At 39.8% G+C, this 17224-nt stretch carries 15 protein-coding genes; 7 read left to right on the top strand and 8 right to left on the bottom strand.

Going from position 1 to position 17224, the window contains the following annotated elements:
- Nucleotides 1–54: 54 nt before the first annotated feature.
- The gene (locus tag ACPF64_RS01020) at nt 55–1065 is read right to left on the bottom strand and encodes an AraC family transcriptional regulator (protein WP_004638954.1); all 1011 of its coding nucleotides are present in this window, start codon (nt 1063–1065) and stop codon (nt 55–57) included.
- Between the two features lie 210 nt (nt 1066–1275).
- Here ACPF64_RS01020 and ACPF64_RS01015 point away from each other — a divergent pair, with 210 nt between their 5' ends.
- The 6 genes from ACPF64_RS01015 to ACPF64_RS00990 all read left to right on the top strand — a co-directional run bounded on the left by ACPF64_RS01015 (nt 1276) and on the right by ACPF64_RS00990 (nt 9083).
- A complete protein-coding gene (locus ACPF64_RS01015) occupies nt 1276–2394 on the top strand; it encodes a CaiB/BaiF CoA transferase family protein (RefSeq protein WP_426455247.1) in 1119 nt (372 codons plus the stop codon).
- A gap of 155 nt (nt 2395–2549) precedes the next feature.
- Nucleotides 2550–3782 carry a carbohydrate porin gene (locus tag ACPF64_RS01010; protein ID WP_198079461.1) on the top strand — a complete coding sequence of 411 codons (1233 nt, stop codon included), beginning with the start codon at nt 2550–2552 and terminating at the stop codon, nt 3780–3782.
- A 172-nt stretch (nt 3783–3954) separates the two neighbouring features.
- Nucleotides 3955–6360: a glucose/quinate/shikimate family membrane-bound PQQ-dependent dehydrogenase gene (locus tag ACPF64_RS01005; RefSeq protein ID WP_426455245.1), complete on the top strand. Its 2406-nt coding sequence runs from the start codon at nt 3955–3957 to the stop codon at nt 6358–6360.
- A gap of 166 nt (nt 6361–6526) precedes the next feature.
- Complete coding sequence (locus tag ACPF64_RS01000) at nt 6527–8170, top strand: nitrite/sulfite reductase (protein ID WP_426455243.1); 1644 nt, start codon at nt 6527–6529, stop codon at nt 8168–8170.
- The gene (locus ACPF64_RS00995; RefSeq protein WP_004638960.1) at nt 8163–8648 is read left to right on the top strand and encodes a DUF934 domain-containing protein; all 486 of its coding nucleotides are present in this window, start codon (nt 8163–8165) and stop codon (nt 8646–8648) included. The genes ACPF64_RS01000 and ACPF64_RS00995 overlap by 8 nt, the downstream gene beginning before the upstream one ends.
- 81 nt (nt 8649–8729) lie before the next feature.
- Nucleotides 8730–9083: a DMT family transporter gene (locus tag ACPF64_RS00990; RefSeq protein ID WP_132071591.1), complete on the top strand. Its 354-nt coding sequence runs from the start codon at nt 8730–8732 to the stop codon at nt 9081–9083.
- Between the two features lie 52 nt (nt 9084–9135).
- On the opposite strand, the gene ACPF64_RS00985 is transcribed toward ACPF64_RS00990, so the two are convergent.
- The 3 genes from ACPF64_RS00985 to ACPF64_RS00975 form a co-directional block, all read right to left on the bottom strand.
- Nucleotides 9136–9579 carry a VOC family protein gene (locus tag ACPF64_RS00985; RefSeq protein ID WP_426455240.1) on the bottom strand — a complete coding sequence of 148 codons (444 nt, stop codon included), beginning with the start codon at nt 9577–9579 and terminating at the stop codon, nt 9136–9138.
- 130 nt (nt 9580–9709) lie between these two features.
- Nucleotides 9710–10885 carry a thiolase family protein gene (locus ACPF64_RS00980; protein WP_005036248.1) on the bottom strand — a complete coding sequence of 392 codons (1176 nt, stop codon included), beginning with the start codon at nt 10883–10885 and terminating at the stop codon, nt 9710–9712.
- A 108-nt stretch (nt 10886–10993) separates the two neighbouring features.
- On the bottom strand, nt 10994–11509 hold the full coding sequence (locus ACPF64_RS00975) for a GspH/FimT family pseudopilin (RefSeq protein WP_426455237.1): 516 nt from the start codon (nt 11507–11509) through the stop codon (nt 10994–10996).
- 379 nt (nt 11510–11888) lie between these two features.
- Here ACPF64_RS00975 and omp38 point away from each other — a divergent pair, with 379 nt between their 5' ends.
- On the top strand, nt 11889–12929 hold the full coding sequence (gene omp38, locus ACPF64_RS00970) for an outer membrane protein Omp38 (protein WP_426455235.1): 1041 nt from the start codon (nt 11889–11891) through the stop codon (nt 12927–12929).
- Between the two features lie 124 nt (nt 12930–13053).
- On the opposite strand, the gene ACPF64_RS00965 is transcribed toward omp38, so the two are convergent.
- The 4 genes from ACPF64_RS00965 to ACPF64_RS00950 form a co-directional block, all read right to left on the bottom strand.
- Nucleotides 13054–13212: a hypothetical protein gene (locus ACPF64_RS00965; protein WP_005036254.1), complete on the bottom strand. Its 159-nt coding sequence runs from the start codon at nt 13210–13212 to the stop codon at nt 13054–13056.
- Nucleotides 13213–13215: 3 nt separating this feature from the next.
- Entirely contained in the window at nt 13216–14421 is a 1206-nt protein-coding gene (locus ACPF64_RS00960) for an RtcB family protein (RefSeq protein WP_426455233.1), read from the bottom strand.
- Between the two features lie 275 nt (nt 14422–14696).
- On the bottom strand, nt 14697–16157 hold the full coding sequence (locus ACPF64_RS00955; protein ID WP_426455231.1) for an amino acid permease: 1461 nt from the start codon (nt 16155–16157) through the stop codon (nt 14697–14699).
- 21 nt (nt 16158–16178) lie between these two features.
- Nucleotides 16179–17192 carry a methyltransferase gene (locus ACPF64_RS00950; protein ID WP_426455229.1) on the bottom strand — a complete coding sequence of 338 codons (1014 nt, stop codon included), beginning with the start codon at nt 17190–17192 and terminating at the stop codon, nt 16179–16181.
- Nucleotides 17193–17224 lie beyond the last annotated feature (32 nt).

Below are 17224 nucleotides of genomic sequence, written 5' to 3'. Positions count from 1 at the left end.
AAAAAAGCCCAAGTTGAACTTGGGCTAAATGTGAAACTTAAATAGATTAAAGAATTAATGGTAACCGTGTAGCTGGCGATATAAGCCAGGAGTCACACCAGTCCACTTTTTAAATGCGCGGTGGAAAGTACTGGTTTCACTAAAGCCAACTTGTTGTGCAACATCTTCAAGTGTTAATTCTGGGTTGAGTAACAAATGAATAGCAGCATCTCGGCGTAGGGCATCTTTCACGCCTTGGTAGCTTTTACCTTCAGCAGCCAAGCGGCGGCGTAAGGTTTGAGGAGACAAGTACAACATTGATGCAACGTCATTAAGCGTTGGCATTTCTTCACCAATCTGACTTTTGAGTACGTCACGAATACGAGAAGTCAGCGAGTTGGTGTTTTTGAATTTTACTAAAAGCTGAGCAGGAGCTGCTTTTAAGAACTCTTCTAACGTTTTTTCATCTTGGCGGATTGGTAAGTCAAGATAATCGGCTGCAAAAGTAATTTCAGTACGTGGTGCATCAAACTGCATGACTGGTGCAAAAAATAATGCATCATATTCATCTGCATGAGCAGGACGTGGATAGCTAAAATGAACACGTTCTAAAGGTAAGCGACGTTCAATCAGCCAAGATGCCAAACCATGCCAAATCATTAACATACTTTCAGTAATGAAATGGTCCGGATCTAATGTTTTTGGAATGAGTGGAACTAAACGTGCTTCATGTTTGTCACGCTCTAGGCTTACAGACCATTCATCACCGAATAATTTGTAAAATTGAGATGAGAGTTCAAGGGCTTGGCCCAAGGTTTTTGCATGAATAATCAACTGACACATAATGGCAAAAGTGCCCAAACGACGTGGCTGTACATCAAAACCAACGTGTTCATCTTGTGTGACCATCCACAACATTTTTATAAAACGAGTGTATTGTTCTGGCGAGATTCGAGCTTTAGGTTGACGTAATAGTTCCGCTTCGATACCCACATGTGAAAGTAACGTCTCGACATCCATGCCAAGGCGTTTTACGCCTGTCAAAGCCGCATTCACGAAGTGGATGCTAATCGTATCGCGACTCATATTGAATCCTTCAGTCTCTTTGATGTTCACTTTAAATTGACCTAAATGACCGTCTAAAAAAATAAATTGGCGATTTACAACAGAGTAAAAGCACTTTTTACATGTTAAATTGCCGAAATGATCAAGGTAAATGGCTGAACATGACATTGTTTTAGAATATTTGCTTAACTAATATAAAAGAAAATATGAATAATAGTGGTTAAAAAAACGATGACGACAGCATTAAATGGACTTAAAGTTCTCGATTTCTCGACACTCTTACCTGGACCTTTTGCCACAATGTATTTAGCCGATATGGGTGCAGAAGTCATCCATATTGAATCTCCATCACGTCCAGATTTAATTCGCATTATGCCGCCTTATGCAAATGGACAAGCAACGGCACATAGTTATTTAAATCGAAATAAACAGTCGATTGTTCTTGATTTAAAAGATCCGGCGAGTATTGAGCTGATTAAAGCCAAGATTTCCGAATTTGATATTGTCATCGAGCAGTTTCGACCTGATGTGATGCGCCGTCTAGGATTAGACTACTCAACGCTTGCAGAAATTAATCCACGTTTAATTTATTGTTCAATTACTGGATATGGACAGACTGGAAGCTATAAAGACAGAGCTGGTCATGACATTAACTATTTAGCTTTAGCGGGTATTGCTGGGTATAGCGGCCGACAAGACAGTGGCCCGCCACCGCTTGGCATTCAAGTTGCAGATATTGCAGGTGGTTCACTTCATGCTGTCATTGCTATTTTAGCCGCAGTGGTTGAGCGTGGGCGTAGCGGCATGGGGCAATATATTGATATTTCTATGACAGATTGCGTGGCAAGCTTAAATAGCATGGCTGCATCAGCCACACTTGCTGCACAGGTCGAGCAGGCTCCAGAACATGGCATGCTCAATGGTGGCATTTTTTATGATTATTATATGACTCAAGATGGGCGCTATCTATCAATTGGGAGTCTTGAACCACAATTTATGTCAGGTTTATCAATAGCTCTTGATTTGCCACTACTATTACAAAAAGGTGCTTCATTAGATGCCGATGACCGACAAGAGGTTAAACAAGCTATTCAAGAAAAAATAAAGACCAGAACATTTAAAGAATGGCATGAAATATTCGCAAATCTTGATGTGTGTGTAGAACCTGTTTTAAGCCTAACTGAGTCCTTAAACTCGCCTCTAGCACAACAACGTGGATGGATTGTGGATGTACCTTTGCAAAATAATACAGCAGATACAGAACCACAATTGGCATGTCCAATTAAGTTTTCAAGATCGAAAATGAGATATTCCTTTATAGGTCAAAAGCTTGGTGAAGGGCAGTGGTAAAGAGTAGAGGCCATTTCTTATACAATGTGTATTAAGATTATTATTAGATTAATCAATTGATTAACATTTTGAATAATTTCTTTACATAAAATTAGCGTACCCTTTATAAACAAAGACATAAAAGGTATGTAAACATGAAAACACATAAATCCTTGATGGCTTCCTGTTTATCCGTTTTATCAATTACTCTTTTTATACAGCACGCACAAGCTGCTGCTGCATTTGACCCAAATAGTCCTTGGATGTTGGGTGATTGGAACGGTCAACGCACCGCGTTACAAGCACAAGGTTATGATTTTTCTTTTGGATATACCGGCGAATATGCCGGTATTTTAGATTCAAAAAATACATCTACGCATGGTAGTGCTTATACGGGGCAACTGGCACTAGGAACTCATTTTGACCTAAATAAAATTTTAGGTTGGCAAGATACAGAAGCTCAAATCACATTAACTTATCGTGATGGGCAGTCGCTTTCTGAACACTCACCAGCTTTAGCAGGGCACTTGAGTTCTGCACAAGAAGTGTGGGGACGTGAGCAGACTTGGCGTTTAACAGATTTGTGGATCAAGAAGAAATTCCTTGACCAGAAGTTAGACGTGAAAGTCGGTCGTTTTGGTGAAGGTGAAGACTTTAATAGTTTTGACTGTGATTTCCAGAACTTGGCGCTTTGCGGTTCTCAAGTAGGGAACTGGGTCGGCGATCAGTGGTATAACTGGCCAGTTAGTCAATGGGCAATGCGTGTTAAATATAACTTGCAACCAGACTTATATACGCAAGTGGGTGTATATGAATATAACCCAGAAAATCTGGACCGAGGCAAAGGTTTTAACCTAAGTACGGATGGTTCTCACGGTGCAATTATTCCTGCCGAAGTGGTTTGGTCACCTAAATTAGGTGCCCAAAGCATGGCTGGTGAATACCGTTTAGGTTATTACTACAGTACTGCTGATGCTAAAGAAATTGCAGATGAAACAAAAAATTCTCATAAGCAAGGTGTTTGGGTAACTGCAAAACAAAAATTATTCCAGCCTGCTGATCAAACAGATCGTGGTTTAACAGGTTTTGTGAACCTGACTTTCCACGATTCCGACACCAACAAAATTGATAACATGCAAAATGTAGGCTTGGTCTATAAAGGTTTGCTCAATCAACGTCCTCAAGATGAGTTGGCATTAGGTGTTGCACGTATCCATATCAACGATGATTGGAACGATGTCCAAAATAAAGAATATGACACTGAATACAATACCGAGCTTTACTACGGTATCCATGCGACGAACTGGCTGACTATCCGTCCAAATGTGCAATATGTTCGTCATGTTGGTGCATTAAAAAATGGTGATAACACTTGGGTAGGCGGTATTAAATTCTCAACGGCATTCTAAGCGTAATTACTCCGAAAACGGATTGTCGAGGGTTAAATCATTAATTGACGTAACTTGGCCTTCCGTTTTTCTTTATGCCTGAGTTTTGTTTTAGATGTATTGATAGGCCGATTTTTATTTAAAAGCTTGGTTTATCTTTCCGATAAAAATGATGATTAATAAGAGGTGGTTTATGAATCAACCTACTTCAAGATCAGGTTTAACGACTTTTACCGTAATTATTATTGGGTTATTAGCGTTATTCCTGTTAATTGGAGGTATTTGGCTCGCTACACTAGGCGGTTCAATTTACTACATTATAGCTGGTGTATTACTCCTGATTGTTGCATGGCAACTTTATAAGCGCGCTTCCACAGCATTGTGGGTGTATGCCGCTTTAATGCTAGGTACCATTATTTGGGGTGTCTGGGAAGTTGGAACCGACTTTTGGGCTCTTGCACCTCGTTTAGATATTTTAGGCATTCTTGGTTTATGGTTATTGGTTCCAGCCGTGACTCGTGGAATCAACAACCTTGGATCAAGTAAAGTTGCCTTATCTTCAACGTTAGCAATCGCTATCTTGTTGATGGTTTACTCTGTTTTCAATGATCCGCAAGAAATTAATGGTGAAATCAAAACACCTCAACCAGAAACTGCTCAAGCAGTACCTGGTGTTGCTGAGAGTGATTGGCCTGCTTATGGTCGTACTCAGGCAGGTGTACGTTATTCTCCGTTAAAACAGATCAATGACCAAAACGTAAAAGATTTGAAAGTTGCTTGGACTTTACGTACTGGCGATCTTAAAACGGATAACGATTCTGGCGAAACAACCAATCAGGTTACTCCGATTAAAATCGGTAATAACATGTTTATCTGTACAGCTCATCAGCAGTTAATCTCGATTGATCCTGCTACAGGTAAAGAAAAATGGCGTTTTGATCCGAAGCTTAAAACGGATAAATCGTTCCAGCATTTAACTTGTCGTGGTGTGATGTATTACGATGCAAACAACACAACTGAGTTTGCAACGAGTCTTCAAAGCAAGAAATCTGACTCTACACAATGTCCGCGTAAGGTCTTTGTTCCAGTGAATGACGGCCGTTTAGTTGCGGTGAATGCTGACACTGGTAAAGCATGTACTGACTTTGGTAAAAATGGTGAAGTGAACTTACAAGAGTTTATGCCATATGCTTACCCAGGTGGTTACAACCCAACCTCTCCTGGTGTCGTGACTGGTTCAACCGTCGTTATTGCTGGTTCGGTAACAGATAACTACTCAAACAAAGAGCCATCAGGTGTAATTCGTGGTTACGACGTTAACACTGGTAAACTTCTTTGGGTATTTGATACTGGCGCAGCAGATCCAAATGCAATGCCGGGTGAAGGTACGAATTTTGTTCATAACTCACCAAACGCTTGGGCTCCTTTAGCTTATGACGCTAAACTTGATATCGTTTATGTACCAACAGGTGTAGGTACTCCAGACATCTGGGGTGGTGACCGTACTGAACTTAAAGAGCGTTATGCAAACTCAATGTTAGCGATTAATGCCTCTACTGGTAAATTAGTATGGAACTTCCAGACAACCCATCACGATTTATGGGATATGGATGTACCATCTCAGCCATCTTTAGCTGATATTAAAAACAAAGCTGGCCAAACTGTTCCTGCAATCTATGTATTGACGAAAACAGGTAATGCCTTTGTTCTTGATCGCCGTAATGGTCAACCAATTGTTCCTGTAACTGAGAAACCAGTTCCACAAACAGTTAAACGTGGACCACAAACGAAAGGCGAGCATTATTCAAAAACTCAGCCATTCTCAGACTTGAACTTGGCACCACAAGACAAATTGACTGATAAAGACATGTGGGGTGCCACTATGCTTGATCAGCTCATGTGTCGTGTATCTTTCAAACGTCTAAACTACGATGGTATTTATACTCCACCATCTGAAAACGGTACTTTAGTTTTCCCTGGTAACTTAGGTGTGTTTGAATGGGGCGGTATGTCGGTTAACCCTGACCGTCAGGTTGCTGTAATGAACCCAATCGGATTGCCATTTGTAAGCCGTTTGATTCCTGCTGATCCAAACCGTGCGCAAACTGCAAAAGGTGCGGGAACTGAGCAGGGCGTACAACCAATGTACGGCGTACCTTATGGCGTAGAAATCAGCGCATTCTTATCTCCACTTGGTTTACCTTGTAAACAACCGGCTTGGGGATATGTTGCAGGCGTAGATTTGAAAACCCATGAAGTGGTATGGAAAAAACGTATTGGTACAATTCGTGACAGCTTACCGAACCTATTCCAATTACCAGCTGTAAAAATTGGTGTTCCTGGTTTAGGTGGTTCAATCTCTACTGCCGGTAATGTCATGTTTGTTGGTGCAACTCAAGATAACTACTTACGTGCATTTAATGTCACTAACGGTAAGAAACTTTGGGAAGCGCGTTTACCAGCGGGTGGACAAGCAACACCAATGACTTATGAAATCAATGGTAAGCAATATGTTGTGATTATGGCCGGTGGTCATGGTTCATTTGGTACGAAAATGGGCGACTATTTAGTGGCTTATGCCTTACCAGATAACAAATAAAATGCTTCTATAAAAAGGGCCTGGATTTATCCAGGCTTTTTTTATATCGATTTATATTAAAGCTTATCAATAAAACCGTTATTAAATATGCAAAAAAAGCATTTTATTGATGAATAAAAGCTCGCTATGCTATCTGCCTTAATAATGAATCTACTAGCCATACGCCATGTATTTATATACCGATTTCGATCAGCAGCTGATTAATCAACGAGTTGCTCAGTTCCGCGATCAGACAGAGCGCTATTTAGCGGGCAAACTTTCTGAAGATGAATACCGTCCATTACGTTTGCAAAATGGTTTATATGTGCAACGCTATGCGCCTATGCTGCGTATTGCTGTGCCGTATGGCTTAATGAGTTCAAAACAATTACGTAAAATTGCTGAAGTTTCAACTGAATATGATCGTGGTTATGCACACGTATCTACACGTCAGAACATTCAGTTAAACTGGCCAGCTCTTGAAGATGTACCAGAAATTTTAGCTGAACTTGCAACTGTACAAATGCATGCCATTCAAACCAGTGGTAACTGTATTCGTAACACGACGACTGACCAATATGCAGGTGTGGTTGCAGGTGAAATCGCAGACCCACGTCCAACATGTGAATTGATCCGTCAGTGGAGTACGTTCCACCCTGAATTTGCATTCTTGCCACGTAAGTTCAAAATTGCCGTTTCTGCACTTGAAGAAAAAGACCGTGCTGCAACAGCATTCCACGATATTGGTGTATATATCGTGCGTAATGAAGCGGGTGAAATCGGCTACAAAATTATGGCTGGTGGTGGTTTAGGCCGTACCCCAATCATTGGTAGCGTCATTCGTGAATTTTTACCACGTGAAGATTTAATTTCTTACTTAGAAGCCGTTCTGCGTGTTTATAACTTGCATGGCCGTCGTGATAACAAATATAAAGCACGTATCAAAATTCTAGTTAAAGCATTAACTCCTGAAGTTTTTGCTCAGAAAGTTGAAGCTGAATTTGAACATACACGTGAATCATTAAAAATTCAGCCAGAAATTTTGAAAAAACTGGATGAAGAGTTCATCCCATTTGACTATCAAGATTTGGCAGATGAAGATTTCACTGCTTTATTTGCTGCGCATCCAAAATTCAAGCAATGGTTCAATATCAACACACATGCACATAAAGTGAAGGGCTATCGTATTGTTACGATTTCTCTAAAACGTGCAGGTATCGCACCGGGTGATATGACCACCGAAGAAATGAACTTTATTGCAGATCTTGCTGATAAATATACTTTCGGTGAACTTCGCACAACTCACGAACAAAACATTGCTTTGGCAGATGTACCTCAAAAAGATTTGTTCGATGTATGGCAAGCGCTTGAACAACAAAATATGGCACGTGCACATATTGGTTTTATTACCGATATTATTAGTTGCCCGGGCGGTGATTTCTGTTCACTTGCAAATGCGAAATCAATTCCAATTGCTGAAGCAATCACGCGTCGTTTCGATGACTTGGATAAGGTGTATGACCTTGGTCATTTAGACTTAAATATTTCTGGTTGTATGAATGCCTGTGGTCACCACCACGTAGGTAACATCGGTATTTTAGGTGTAGATAAAAAAGGTGCTGAATTCTACCAAATTACATTAGGTGGTAATTCGGACCATGATGCATCAATCGGTGACATCTTAGGGCCATCATTTGCAGCAGATGCTGTTCCAGACGTAATTGAAGAAATATTAAATACTTATCTTGATTTACGTACTGAAGGTGAGCGTTTTGTTGACACATATCGCCGTGTAGGAATTCAACCATTTAAGGAGCGTGCATATGCTTAATACAGCTCTACCAGTGCTTTATAAAGATGGCACGATCGCAGATAATACTTATCAAATCATTGCTGAAGATGGTGTTATTCCTCAAGGTGATGTTGTTGTAACAACAGCTCAATTAGACCAATTAGCAAACATTCAAGGTAAAAAAGCTTTGTATGTGACTGTGAATGATTCACCTGAAGATCATACATTCCCATTAAATGAGCTTAATGCAATTTTCATTGAGTTTGCAGGTTTTGGTGATGGTCGTGGTTATTCATTTGCTGCACTATTACGCCGCCAAGGTTTCCAAGGTGAATTGCGCGCAACGGGTGATGTGTTTAAGGATGTCTTAAACTACTTAAAGCGTTCTGGTTTTGATAGTTTTGTCGTAAAAGAAGGCAAAGACGTACAAGAAGCGGCGGCAGGTTTGCAAGACTTTACCAACCCATACCAAGCTTCAACTGCTGTACCACAAGCAAGTTATCAAACTGGTGCTTAAATAGATTTCAAATACGAAAGCTGAACTTAGGTTCGGCTTTTTTTATAAATAATTTTTAAATGACTTAAATGAAGAACAAGAATGCTAGGTTTAATTTCAAAAATAAACCCCGGCGCTTGGTGGTTATTATTTGCCATCGCGACGGATGTACTCTCCACATTCTACTCTGCAAAAGGTAATGGCTTAGTTAATAAGACAGCTCAGGGTATCGCTCTTATTCTATATATGATCTCTTTCGCTTGTGCTGCCATTGCTTTGAAATATATGCAGGCTGGAATTTTGTATGTACTTTGGTCTGGAATTGGCGTATTAGCGACAGCTTTTCTGGCAAAGATTTTTCTTGGGCAAAATATTGATGTGGCAGGGTGGGTTGGAATTGGATTCATTACGGTGGGGCTGATGATTATTGCTCAATATTCCAATATCGATATTTAAAAGCCTCATAGAAATATGTGAGTGTTTCTATGAGGCTTAAGTGTTGAAAATATTAAGTGTCAAGCTGACAGTTGACCATCCATTTCACACCAAATTGATCGGTAAACGCTCCGTATAATGCACCCCAGAACGTTTTTTCTAGAGGCATTTCAATTTGACCGTTAACAGACAACGCATCAAAAAGTTGTTTTGCTTTTTCTTGCTCATCTTTTTCAAGATTAATCGAAATGTAGTGATTATTACCTTGGGTAAAAACGCTGTTAGGGGCACAGAACTGATCATTGGTATCTGATGCCATAAGTACCGTATATTCATTAATTGGCAGTGAAACATGAAGAACTAGATTCTTATCAGCTTCCGATAAAGTCACGCCTTCAGTAGGTGGCATATCGCCATAGCGGCTCAACATGCCAAACTCACCGCCAAAAACTGACTTATAGAAATTAAACGCTTGCTCTGCCTGACCTTGAAAGTTGAGATAGTGATTGAGTTGCATTGTTATAGTCCATTGTTGTTTTCATTTAGAAGAATAAGTTAAAACGTAAAAGTGATTTTGTGGGTCATTTTTTGTAGTTTTTTCATAAAAAAATCCCGCCGAAGCGGGATTTTGAAATATTGTTTTTTAATTAAATGAGTTCAATTGCAACGGCTGTAGCCTCACCACCACCAATACAAAGAGCAGCAATACCTTTTTTGCCGCCAGTGCGTTTAAGAGCATGGATCAACGTAAGAATGATACGAGAACCTGTAGAACCAACAGGGTGACCTAATGCGCAAGCACCGCCATTGATATTTACTTTTTCAGCATCAAGTTTGAAATCATCAATTGGGCACATAGTGACCATGGCAAAAGCTTCGTTAATTTCCCATAGGTCGACATCTTGAGCATTCCAGCCAGCTTTTTTCAGAACTTTCTCGATAGCCCCAACAGGAGCGATTGTAAATTCTGAAGGGTGCTGAGAGTTTGATGCTGTTGCGATAATTTTCGCAAGGGGCTGTAAACCACGTTGAGCAGCAACTTCACTTGATGTTAATACTAATGCAGATGCACCATCTGAAATAGAACTCGCGTTTGCTGCGGTGATTGTTCCGTCTTTTGCAAAAGCTGGTTTAAGTGAAGGAATTTTGTCGATCTTTGCATTTAAAGGTTGTTCATCTTGATCAACAACAACATCGCCTTTGCGACTAGGCACTGTAACCGAAACAATTTCATCTTTGAAATAGCCTTCAGTAATCGCTGTTTGAGCACGTTTCAAAGAACGAATTGCAAAGTCATCCATTTGCTCACGTGTATAGCCACGTGTGTTTGCCATATCTTGAGCAAAAGAACCCATTAAACGACCAGTTTCAGCATCCTCAAGTCCATCAAGAAACATATGATCCTTAATTTCGCCGTGACCCATACGATAGCCAGCGCGTGCTTTTGGTAAAACATAAGGCGCATTTGTCATGGACTCCATACCACCAGCAACAACAATTTCAGCACTGCCTGCTTTAATCATATCGGTTGCTTGCATTACTGCTTTCATGCCAGAACCACAAAGCTTATTAATCGTTACTGCACCAGTGGAATCCGGCAAGCCAGCTTTGCGCATTGCTTGACGAGCAGGGCCTTGTTTTAAACCAGCAGGAAGAACACAACCCATAATGACTTCTTCGACATCAGTAGGTTGTAAACCTGCTCTTGCGATTGCTTCTTTAATGGTGACAGCACCTAGTTCAGGCGCAGTAAGTCCCGATAACGATCCTTGAAAACCACCCATGGCAGTACGAGCACCATTAACAATTACGATGTCAGTCATTGTTCTAATCTCCAGTTGTTCTTAATCTCAAAATAAGAAATGTTTAAAACCTAGGCAGTATATTGCAAAAATCAGAGAGAAATATCTTCTGCATTAGACTGTAGAGTTCTAACAATTTTTAAGGTCTTCTAAACGAATATGTCCCATTTTGCTGAGAACTAATTTAAAGTTTTTAAGCTGATCATAAGAACAATAATTAAAACTGCCGTTAGACTCACGTGGCAGTCCAGTGTCTCCCTGAAATACGATACTATTGAGTTTTTTTCCAAATTTTTGAAATTTTAAAGAACCATAACGATGATTAAGTTCAACGTTGGTCAATATCTCTTCGTCGCTTTCTCTCTGTAGATTATGATTTGTGTCTACAAAGCTTATAAGGCTTGTATCCCAATTACTATTACACAGCGTTAAATCAACACTTGGGCAAAGTACGACACTCTTATGTCGTAAAATTGCGTCATATTTGGCTTTTTGTATATGAATTGTCAGTAGTCGAGGAGTGTTTTTTAATTCTACCGAAGCCATAAATTGATGGTATAAAGGAAGAGCTGTGGTGAACATAATCATAAGAATTGCGAGCGTTATAGTGAGTTCCATCAATGTGAAACCAGGAGATTTAAACATTAAAATTCCTTAATATATAAAAGAATATTTTGATTTTATGCGTTCTATCAATGATTTATATAGTTTTTTATAATGAGGAAACACAAAATTAAATAAAGGTTATCAGGACGCTAGAATACTGGTAAAATCACCCTAAGCGAAAGAAAGAAGTTGTTCATATTTGCTAGTTGAGTAAAAAATTACCGAATTACAACGGAAATTGTAAGTAATTTTGTCAATAATTTACTTGATTAAAATTATCAAGCACTTGGAAAGTCTATCAAGTGTTTGTATGATTCAAATGTGAATAGCTTAAAAATAATACTGGGGTAAAAATATCTCAGGGGCCAATAAATTTAGGCTGAGCTTGAACAACAATTGTTATCTCTGGAGGATATCCATGAAATTGAGTCGTATTGCACTTGCTATGCTTGTCGCTGCTCCATTAGCTGCTGCTAATGCTGGCGTAACTGTTACCCCATTATTGCTTGGTTACACTTTCCAAGACACTCAACACAACAATGGCGGTAAAGATGGCGAGTTAACTAACGGACCTGAACTACAAGACGATTTATTCGTTGGTGCAGCTCTTGGTATTGAGTTAACACCATGGTTAGGTTTTGAAGCTGAATATAACCAAGTTAAAGGTGATGTAGACGGTCTTGCTGCTGGCGCTGAATACAAACAAAAACAAATCAACGGTAACTTCTATGTTACTTCTGATTTAATCACTAAAAACTATGACAGCAAAATCAAGCCATACGTATTGTTAGGTGCTGGTCACTACAAATACGAGATTCCTGATCTTTCTTACCACAATGATGAAGAAGGTACTTTAGGTAATGCTGGTTTTGGTGCTTTCTGGCGCTTAAACGATGCTTTATCTCTTCGTACAGAAGCTCGTGGTACTTATAACTTTGACGAAAAATTCTGGAACTATACAGCTCTTGCTGGTTTGAACGTAGTTCTTGGTGGTCACTTGAAGCCTGCTGCTCCTGTAGTAGAAGTTGCTCCAGTTGAACCAACTCCAGTTGCTCCACAACCACAAGAGTTAACTGAAGACCTTAACATGGAACTTCGTGTGTTCTTTGATACTAACAAATCAAATATCAAAGACCAATACAAGCCAGAAATCGCTAAAGTTGCTGAGAAGTTAACTGAATACCCTAACGCTACTGCACGTATCGAAGGTCACACAGATAACACTGGTCCACGTAAGTTGAACGAACGTTTATCTTTAGCTCGTGCTAACTCTGTTAAATCAGCTCTTGTAAACGAATACAACGTTGATGCATCTCGTTTGTCTACTCAAGGTTTCGCTTGGGATCAACCGATTGCTGACAACAAAACTAAAGAAGGCCGTGCTATGAACCGTCGTGTATTCGCGACAATCACTGGTAGCCGTACTGTAGTTGTTCAACCTGGTCAACAAGCTCAATAATTTGAGTTTTTGAACAGTAAAAAAGCGACTCGTTAGAGTCGCTTTTTTTATTGCGATTTTTAAAATATTTAGTCATTTCTACGTCTCCTTAATAATAATTTCTTTCGATCTTGGTCTAAATTATTTACCAATCGCCTTTTCTTAATTGCTGTTTAGTATCTTGTCTATCTCTGCGATGTTGGGCACGAGGCTTTTCCGTTTCATGCATTCCGCCTTTGTGAAGTAAAGGGGAAAGAGCTACTTGATTACGGACTTTGATCTTTGACATTTCTTTAATTTTCATGTTTTAACCTTTAATACATAAAACTTGTTTAAGTGTGTGGACAACTTCAATGAGGTCAGCTTGATTTGCCATGACTTCATCAATATCCTTATAAGCACTTGGGATTTCGTCGACAACGCCACTGTCTTTACGGCACTCAATACCTTTGGTTTGTTCAATAAGATCTTGCTGGTTAAAAAGGTTTTTTGCCTTGCTTCGACTCATCTTACGACCTGCACCATGAGAACAAGAACAAAATGACTCAGGGTTTGCTTTACCTCTGACGATATAAGATCTTGCCCCCATTGAACCTGGGATAATGCCTAATTCATCTAAACCAGCACGAATTGCGCCTTTTCGGGTAATCAATAAATTTTCACCAAAATGTGTTTCACGGCTTACATAGTTATGGTGACAATTAATTGCTTCTTTTGTCATTTGAAAAGAGGGTAGAAGAGGGCGAATTGCTTCTAATATTAATCGCATCATTTCTTTGCGATTTTCAAAGGCATATTCTTGAGCCCATTCTACAGCTTCCACATAATCATCGAAACTTTTTGAGCCTTCGGCAAAATAACTCAAATCTTTATCAGGTACATGACCAAAACGATGCTGAGCCTCTTTCTTGGCTAACTCAATAAAATAAGTGCCAATAACGTTACCAAGCCCTCTGCTACCCGAATGCAGCATGATCCATACGTCTTGATTTTCATCAATACAGAGCTCGATAAAGTGGTTGCCGCCACCTAAAGTGCCCAATTGTTTTTGCCATGTCGCATCAAATTGTCGAAGCATCCGGACAAGACCAGGATGCTTTTTGATAATCGGCTCTAAGCTTTTCTCAAGTGGAATAATGCTTGAAGCTTTTGCCTTGACCTGTTTATGTAAAGCAAATCCGACTGGTACTTTACGTTCGATTGCATCTCGTAAACGACTTAAACTATCTGGCAATTGAGAAGCCTTTAGACTTAAACGAATTGCATTCATCCCACAGCCAATATCTACTCCTACAGCAGCAGGAATAATGGCATGTTTAGTCGGAATAACACTTCCTACAGTCGCACCTTTTCCGACGTGAACATCTGGCATAACAGCAATATGTGAGTATATAAATTGCAGTTGAGCCATTTTCTTGAGTTGTTCGATACTTTCACTATCTATATCTTGAGTGAAAATTTTAACGGGGACACCATACAGTGCCTCCTCATTTAATATTTTTTGTATGCCCATACTTTTTCTCTTATTTTTGTCCGAGCAGGCATAAAAAAACCTAGCGAATGCTAGGTTTTAAATTTGAGCATTCGGACAAGTGAAGTGAATTTGTACACTTGTCCGTGAGCTGACATCGTGCCAAATTATTTAGTCTGTTTTACCTTGTACTGTTGGCATGATGTCCTCCTTATTTAAAAGTGCCGTTGAAAATCTGAACGGCATTTTACGCTTTTTAAATCAAAGATCAAGCTTTTGATCTTTGATTTACTTTTAATTGTCTATTGAAACCAATTTTAATCTTGTTCAGGTTTGACGTTCATTTGATCATAAGGGATCAGTTTGGTTTTATTTTTCCACTTATAGCCTAACCAGATAATTAAGAACAATGGCAAGCTAATATAGGTTGAAAGTAGGCCTAACCAGTCAATTTTTCCACCTAAAATGGCCTGATAGTTTTGTCCCAAAATAATAATTGAACATAGGATAAATGCAAACCAAGGGGCAAATGGGAAAAATTTGGCACGGTATGCTAAATCTTCTAATTTATAGCCTTGAGCAATATAACCTTTGCGGAAACGATAGTGCGAAATAGCAATTCCTAGCCAAACAATAAAGCCACACATACCTGACATATTGAGTAGCCAGTTAAATACTTGCTTTTCACCAATAAAAGTCGTCAAGAAACAAAAAGCGGCGATAATTGTTGTGGCATATAGTGCATTCATTGGAACGCCACGACCATCAAGTTTTGCAAACCACCTTGGCGCACGGCCTTCCTGAGCCATTTTAAACAACATGCGAGTTGAAGAATACATGCCCGAGTTACCTGCTGACAAAATAGCGGTAAGAATGACAGCATTCATCAAACCAGCCGCGAAAGCAAAGCCAACTCTTTCATAGAGTAAGGTAAATGGAGAAAGCGCAATATTTTCAGTGGTAGCAGCTTGCAACAAATTTGGATCATCATAGGCAATGAGAGTGCCGATAATGAAAATACATAGGATATAAAACAGTAAGATTCGCCAGAAAATCTGTTTGATTGCAAGTGGAATCGTTTTCTTCGGATCTTTTGATTCGCCAGCGGCAACGCCAACCATCTCAGTTCCTTGGAAAGAGAATCCGGCAATCATTGCAACACCAATCATGGCCTGTAAACCACCTACAAAAGGTGCTTCTTTATAGGTCCAGTTTCCAAAAGCTGCGACACCTGGAGTCAGCATAATCTTAATGATCATGGCTAAACCAATGATAATAAAGGCAACGATGGCGATCACTTTTACCATTGAGAACCAGAATTCGCTTTCGCCGAATCCCTTTACTGTCATGGCATTAATCATAAAGATAACGATAAGGAACAGGGCACTCCAATAGAAGCCTGGTATATCAGGGAACCAGAATTTCATAATAAACTGAACTGCAACAAGTTCGAATGCAACCGTAATCGCCCAGTTATACCAGTAGTTCCAACCTAAAGCGAAACCAAAGCCTTCTTCGACATAACGACTGCCATATGTAAAAAAAGCACCAGAAGTCGGATTGTGGGTTGCAAGCTCACCTAAACTGGTCATTAAGAAGTAAATCATAATGCCAATGAGAGAGTAGGCGAGTAGTGCTCCACCTGGGCCAGCATTTGCAATGGTTGATCCAGAAGCAAGGAAGAGGCCTGTACCAATGGAACCACCAATGGCGATCATATTCAGATGACGAGCCCCGAGCTTACGCTGGAGTTTTTCAGGAGCATGTGTTTCGCTCATGGAGATTCCTTACATAGTTTGTTATGCACAGGCATATAACACCTTAAAGCCTTGAAGGTCAGTTTTAGTCTGGCACTGACCAAAGTGCTTCTCAATTAAGATCGGATAGTTTAAAAAACGGTTTGCTACAATCCATAGCTCACCTGATGCCTTTAAATGTTTTTTAGCGTTCTGGCAGAGTCCTTCACTTGCATCATAGTTGGTATGAATACCTTGATGAAAAGGAGGATTACTGACAATGGCATCGAGTTCTGTTGGGGCGTCTGCAATACCTATAACAGGCTGCAATCTCAACTGGTCTGAACCTATTCCATTTCGACTAAAAGTCATTTCCGTTGACCGTAAAGCGAAAGCATCAATATCTAGGGCATGAATAATATTACTTGAATTTATTTTTGCCAAATAGCAACTGATAATTCCAGCACCACACCCGAAGTCGGCAATTCTACCTGATTTCACCTGATTAAGATAAGGGAGTAAAACAGCAGTTCCGACATCTAGATGATTTTGGCTAAAGACACCGGGTAGGGCGCAAATCGTAAGCTCTTGTTCATTCACCTGAACAGTATAAGTTTTAAGCCATTTTTCCAGAGGTTTAATCTGTTCTGTTTTCTCAATCTTTAAGTGCCACAATTGACAGTGGCGGGCACTATCAAGTTTGAGTACTTTGCCGAAGTTTTGTAATTGTTTAGCGGCTCTTTCTACGCCACCCTTTTTTTCACCGACTAAAAAAACAGCTTGATTGGTTTTAAGATGACTCATCACTACATGCAATATGTAATTCAAGAGCTCTTTAGATTTTGGAACAAAAATGATTGCTTGGTCGAATTCTTGTGATGGAAACTCAACTGAGAAGTGTGCTTCTGTTCCACTATTAATAAATCCCTGATAGTCGGCATGGTTCCATGTCCAGACTGACGCATCAGTCCCAGCGGGTAATTGACTGACTAAGGCATCATTCGGTGCATTAATTAACAAGATTCTACCTTTTAAATAGTCTTGCTGTCTTAATACCACTTCACTTCTAGGATCCATGTACATCTCTCATGAAGAAGAATGCCCAGTGG

The organism is Acinetobacter sp. KB005, from assembly GCF_049949095.1.
GTDB classification, from domain to species: domain Bacteria; phylum Pseudomonadota; class Gammaproteobacteria; order Pseudomonadales; family Moraxellaceae; genus Acinetobacter; species Acinetobacter calcoaceticus.
The sequence above is the reverse complement of the archived record's forward strand: the minus strand, read 5'-3'. Positions and strand labels throughout refer to the sequence as shown.

Coding starts and splice junctions, on each gene's coding strand:
- ACPF64_RS01020 (WP_004638954.1), bottom strand. CDS start 1,065: ATGAGTCGCGATACGATTAGCATCCACTTCGTGAATGCGGCTTTGACA.
- ACPF64_RS01015 (WP_426455247.1), top strand. CDS start 1,276: ATGACGACAGCATTAAATGGACTTAAAGTTCTCGATTTCTCGACACTC.
- ACPF64_RS01010 (WP_198079461.1), top strand. CDS start 2,550: ATGGCTTCCTGTTTATCCGTTTTATCAATTACTCTTTTTATACAGCAC.
- ACPF64_RS01005 (WP_426455245.1), top strand. CDS start 3,955: ATGAATCAACCTACTTCAAGATCAGGTTTAACGACTTTTACCGTAATT.
- ACPF64_RS01000 (WP_426455243.1), top strand. CDS start 6,527: ATGTATTTATATACCGATTTCGATCAGCAGCTGATTAATCAACGAGTT.
- ACPF64_RS00995 (WP_004638960.1), top strand. CDS start 8,163: ATGCTTAATACAGCTCTACCAGTGCTTTATAAAGATGGCACGATCGCA.
- ACPF64_RS00990 (WP_132071591.1), top strand. CDS start 8,730: ATGCTAGGTTTAATTTCAAAAATAAACCCCGGCGCTTGGTGGTTATTA.
- ACPF64_RS00985 (WP_426455240.1), bottom strand. CDS start 9,579: ATGCAACTCAATCACTATCTCAACTTTCAAGGTCAGGCAGAGCAAGCG.
- ACPF64_RS00980 (WP_005036248.1), bottom strand. CDS start 10,885: ATGACTGACATCGTAATTGTTAATGGTGCTCGTACTGCCATGGGTGGT.
- ACPF64_RS00975 (WP_426455237.1), bottom strand. CDS start 11,509: ATGTTTAAATCTCCTGGTTTCACATTGATGGAACTCACTATAACGCTC.
- omp38 (WP_426455235.1), top strand. CDS start 11,889: ATGAAATTGAGTCGTATTGCACTTGCTATGCTTGTCGCTGCTCCATTA.
- ACPF64_RS00965 (WP_005036254.1), bottom strand. CDS start 13,212: ATGAAAATTAAAGAAATGTCAAAGATCAAAGTCCGTAATCAAGTAGCT.
- ACPF64_RS00960 (WP_426455233.1), bottom strand. CDS start 14,421: ATGGGCATACAAAAAATATTAAATGAGGAGGCACTGTATGGTGTCCCC.
- ACPF64_RS00955 (WP_426455231.1), bottom strand. CDS start 16,157: ATGAGCGAAACACATGCTCCTGAAAAACTCCAGCGTAAGCTCGGGGCT.
- ACPF64_RS00950 (WP_426455229.1), bottom strand. CDS start 17,192: ATGGATCCTAGAAGTGAAGTGGTATTAAGACAGCAAGACTATTTAAAA.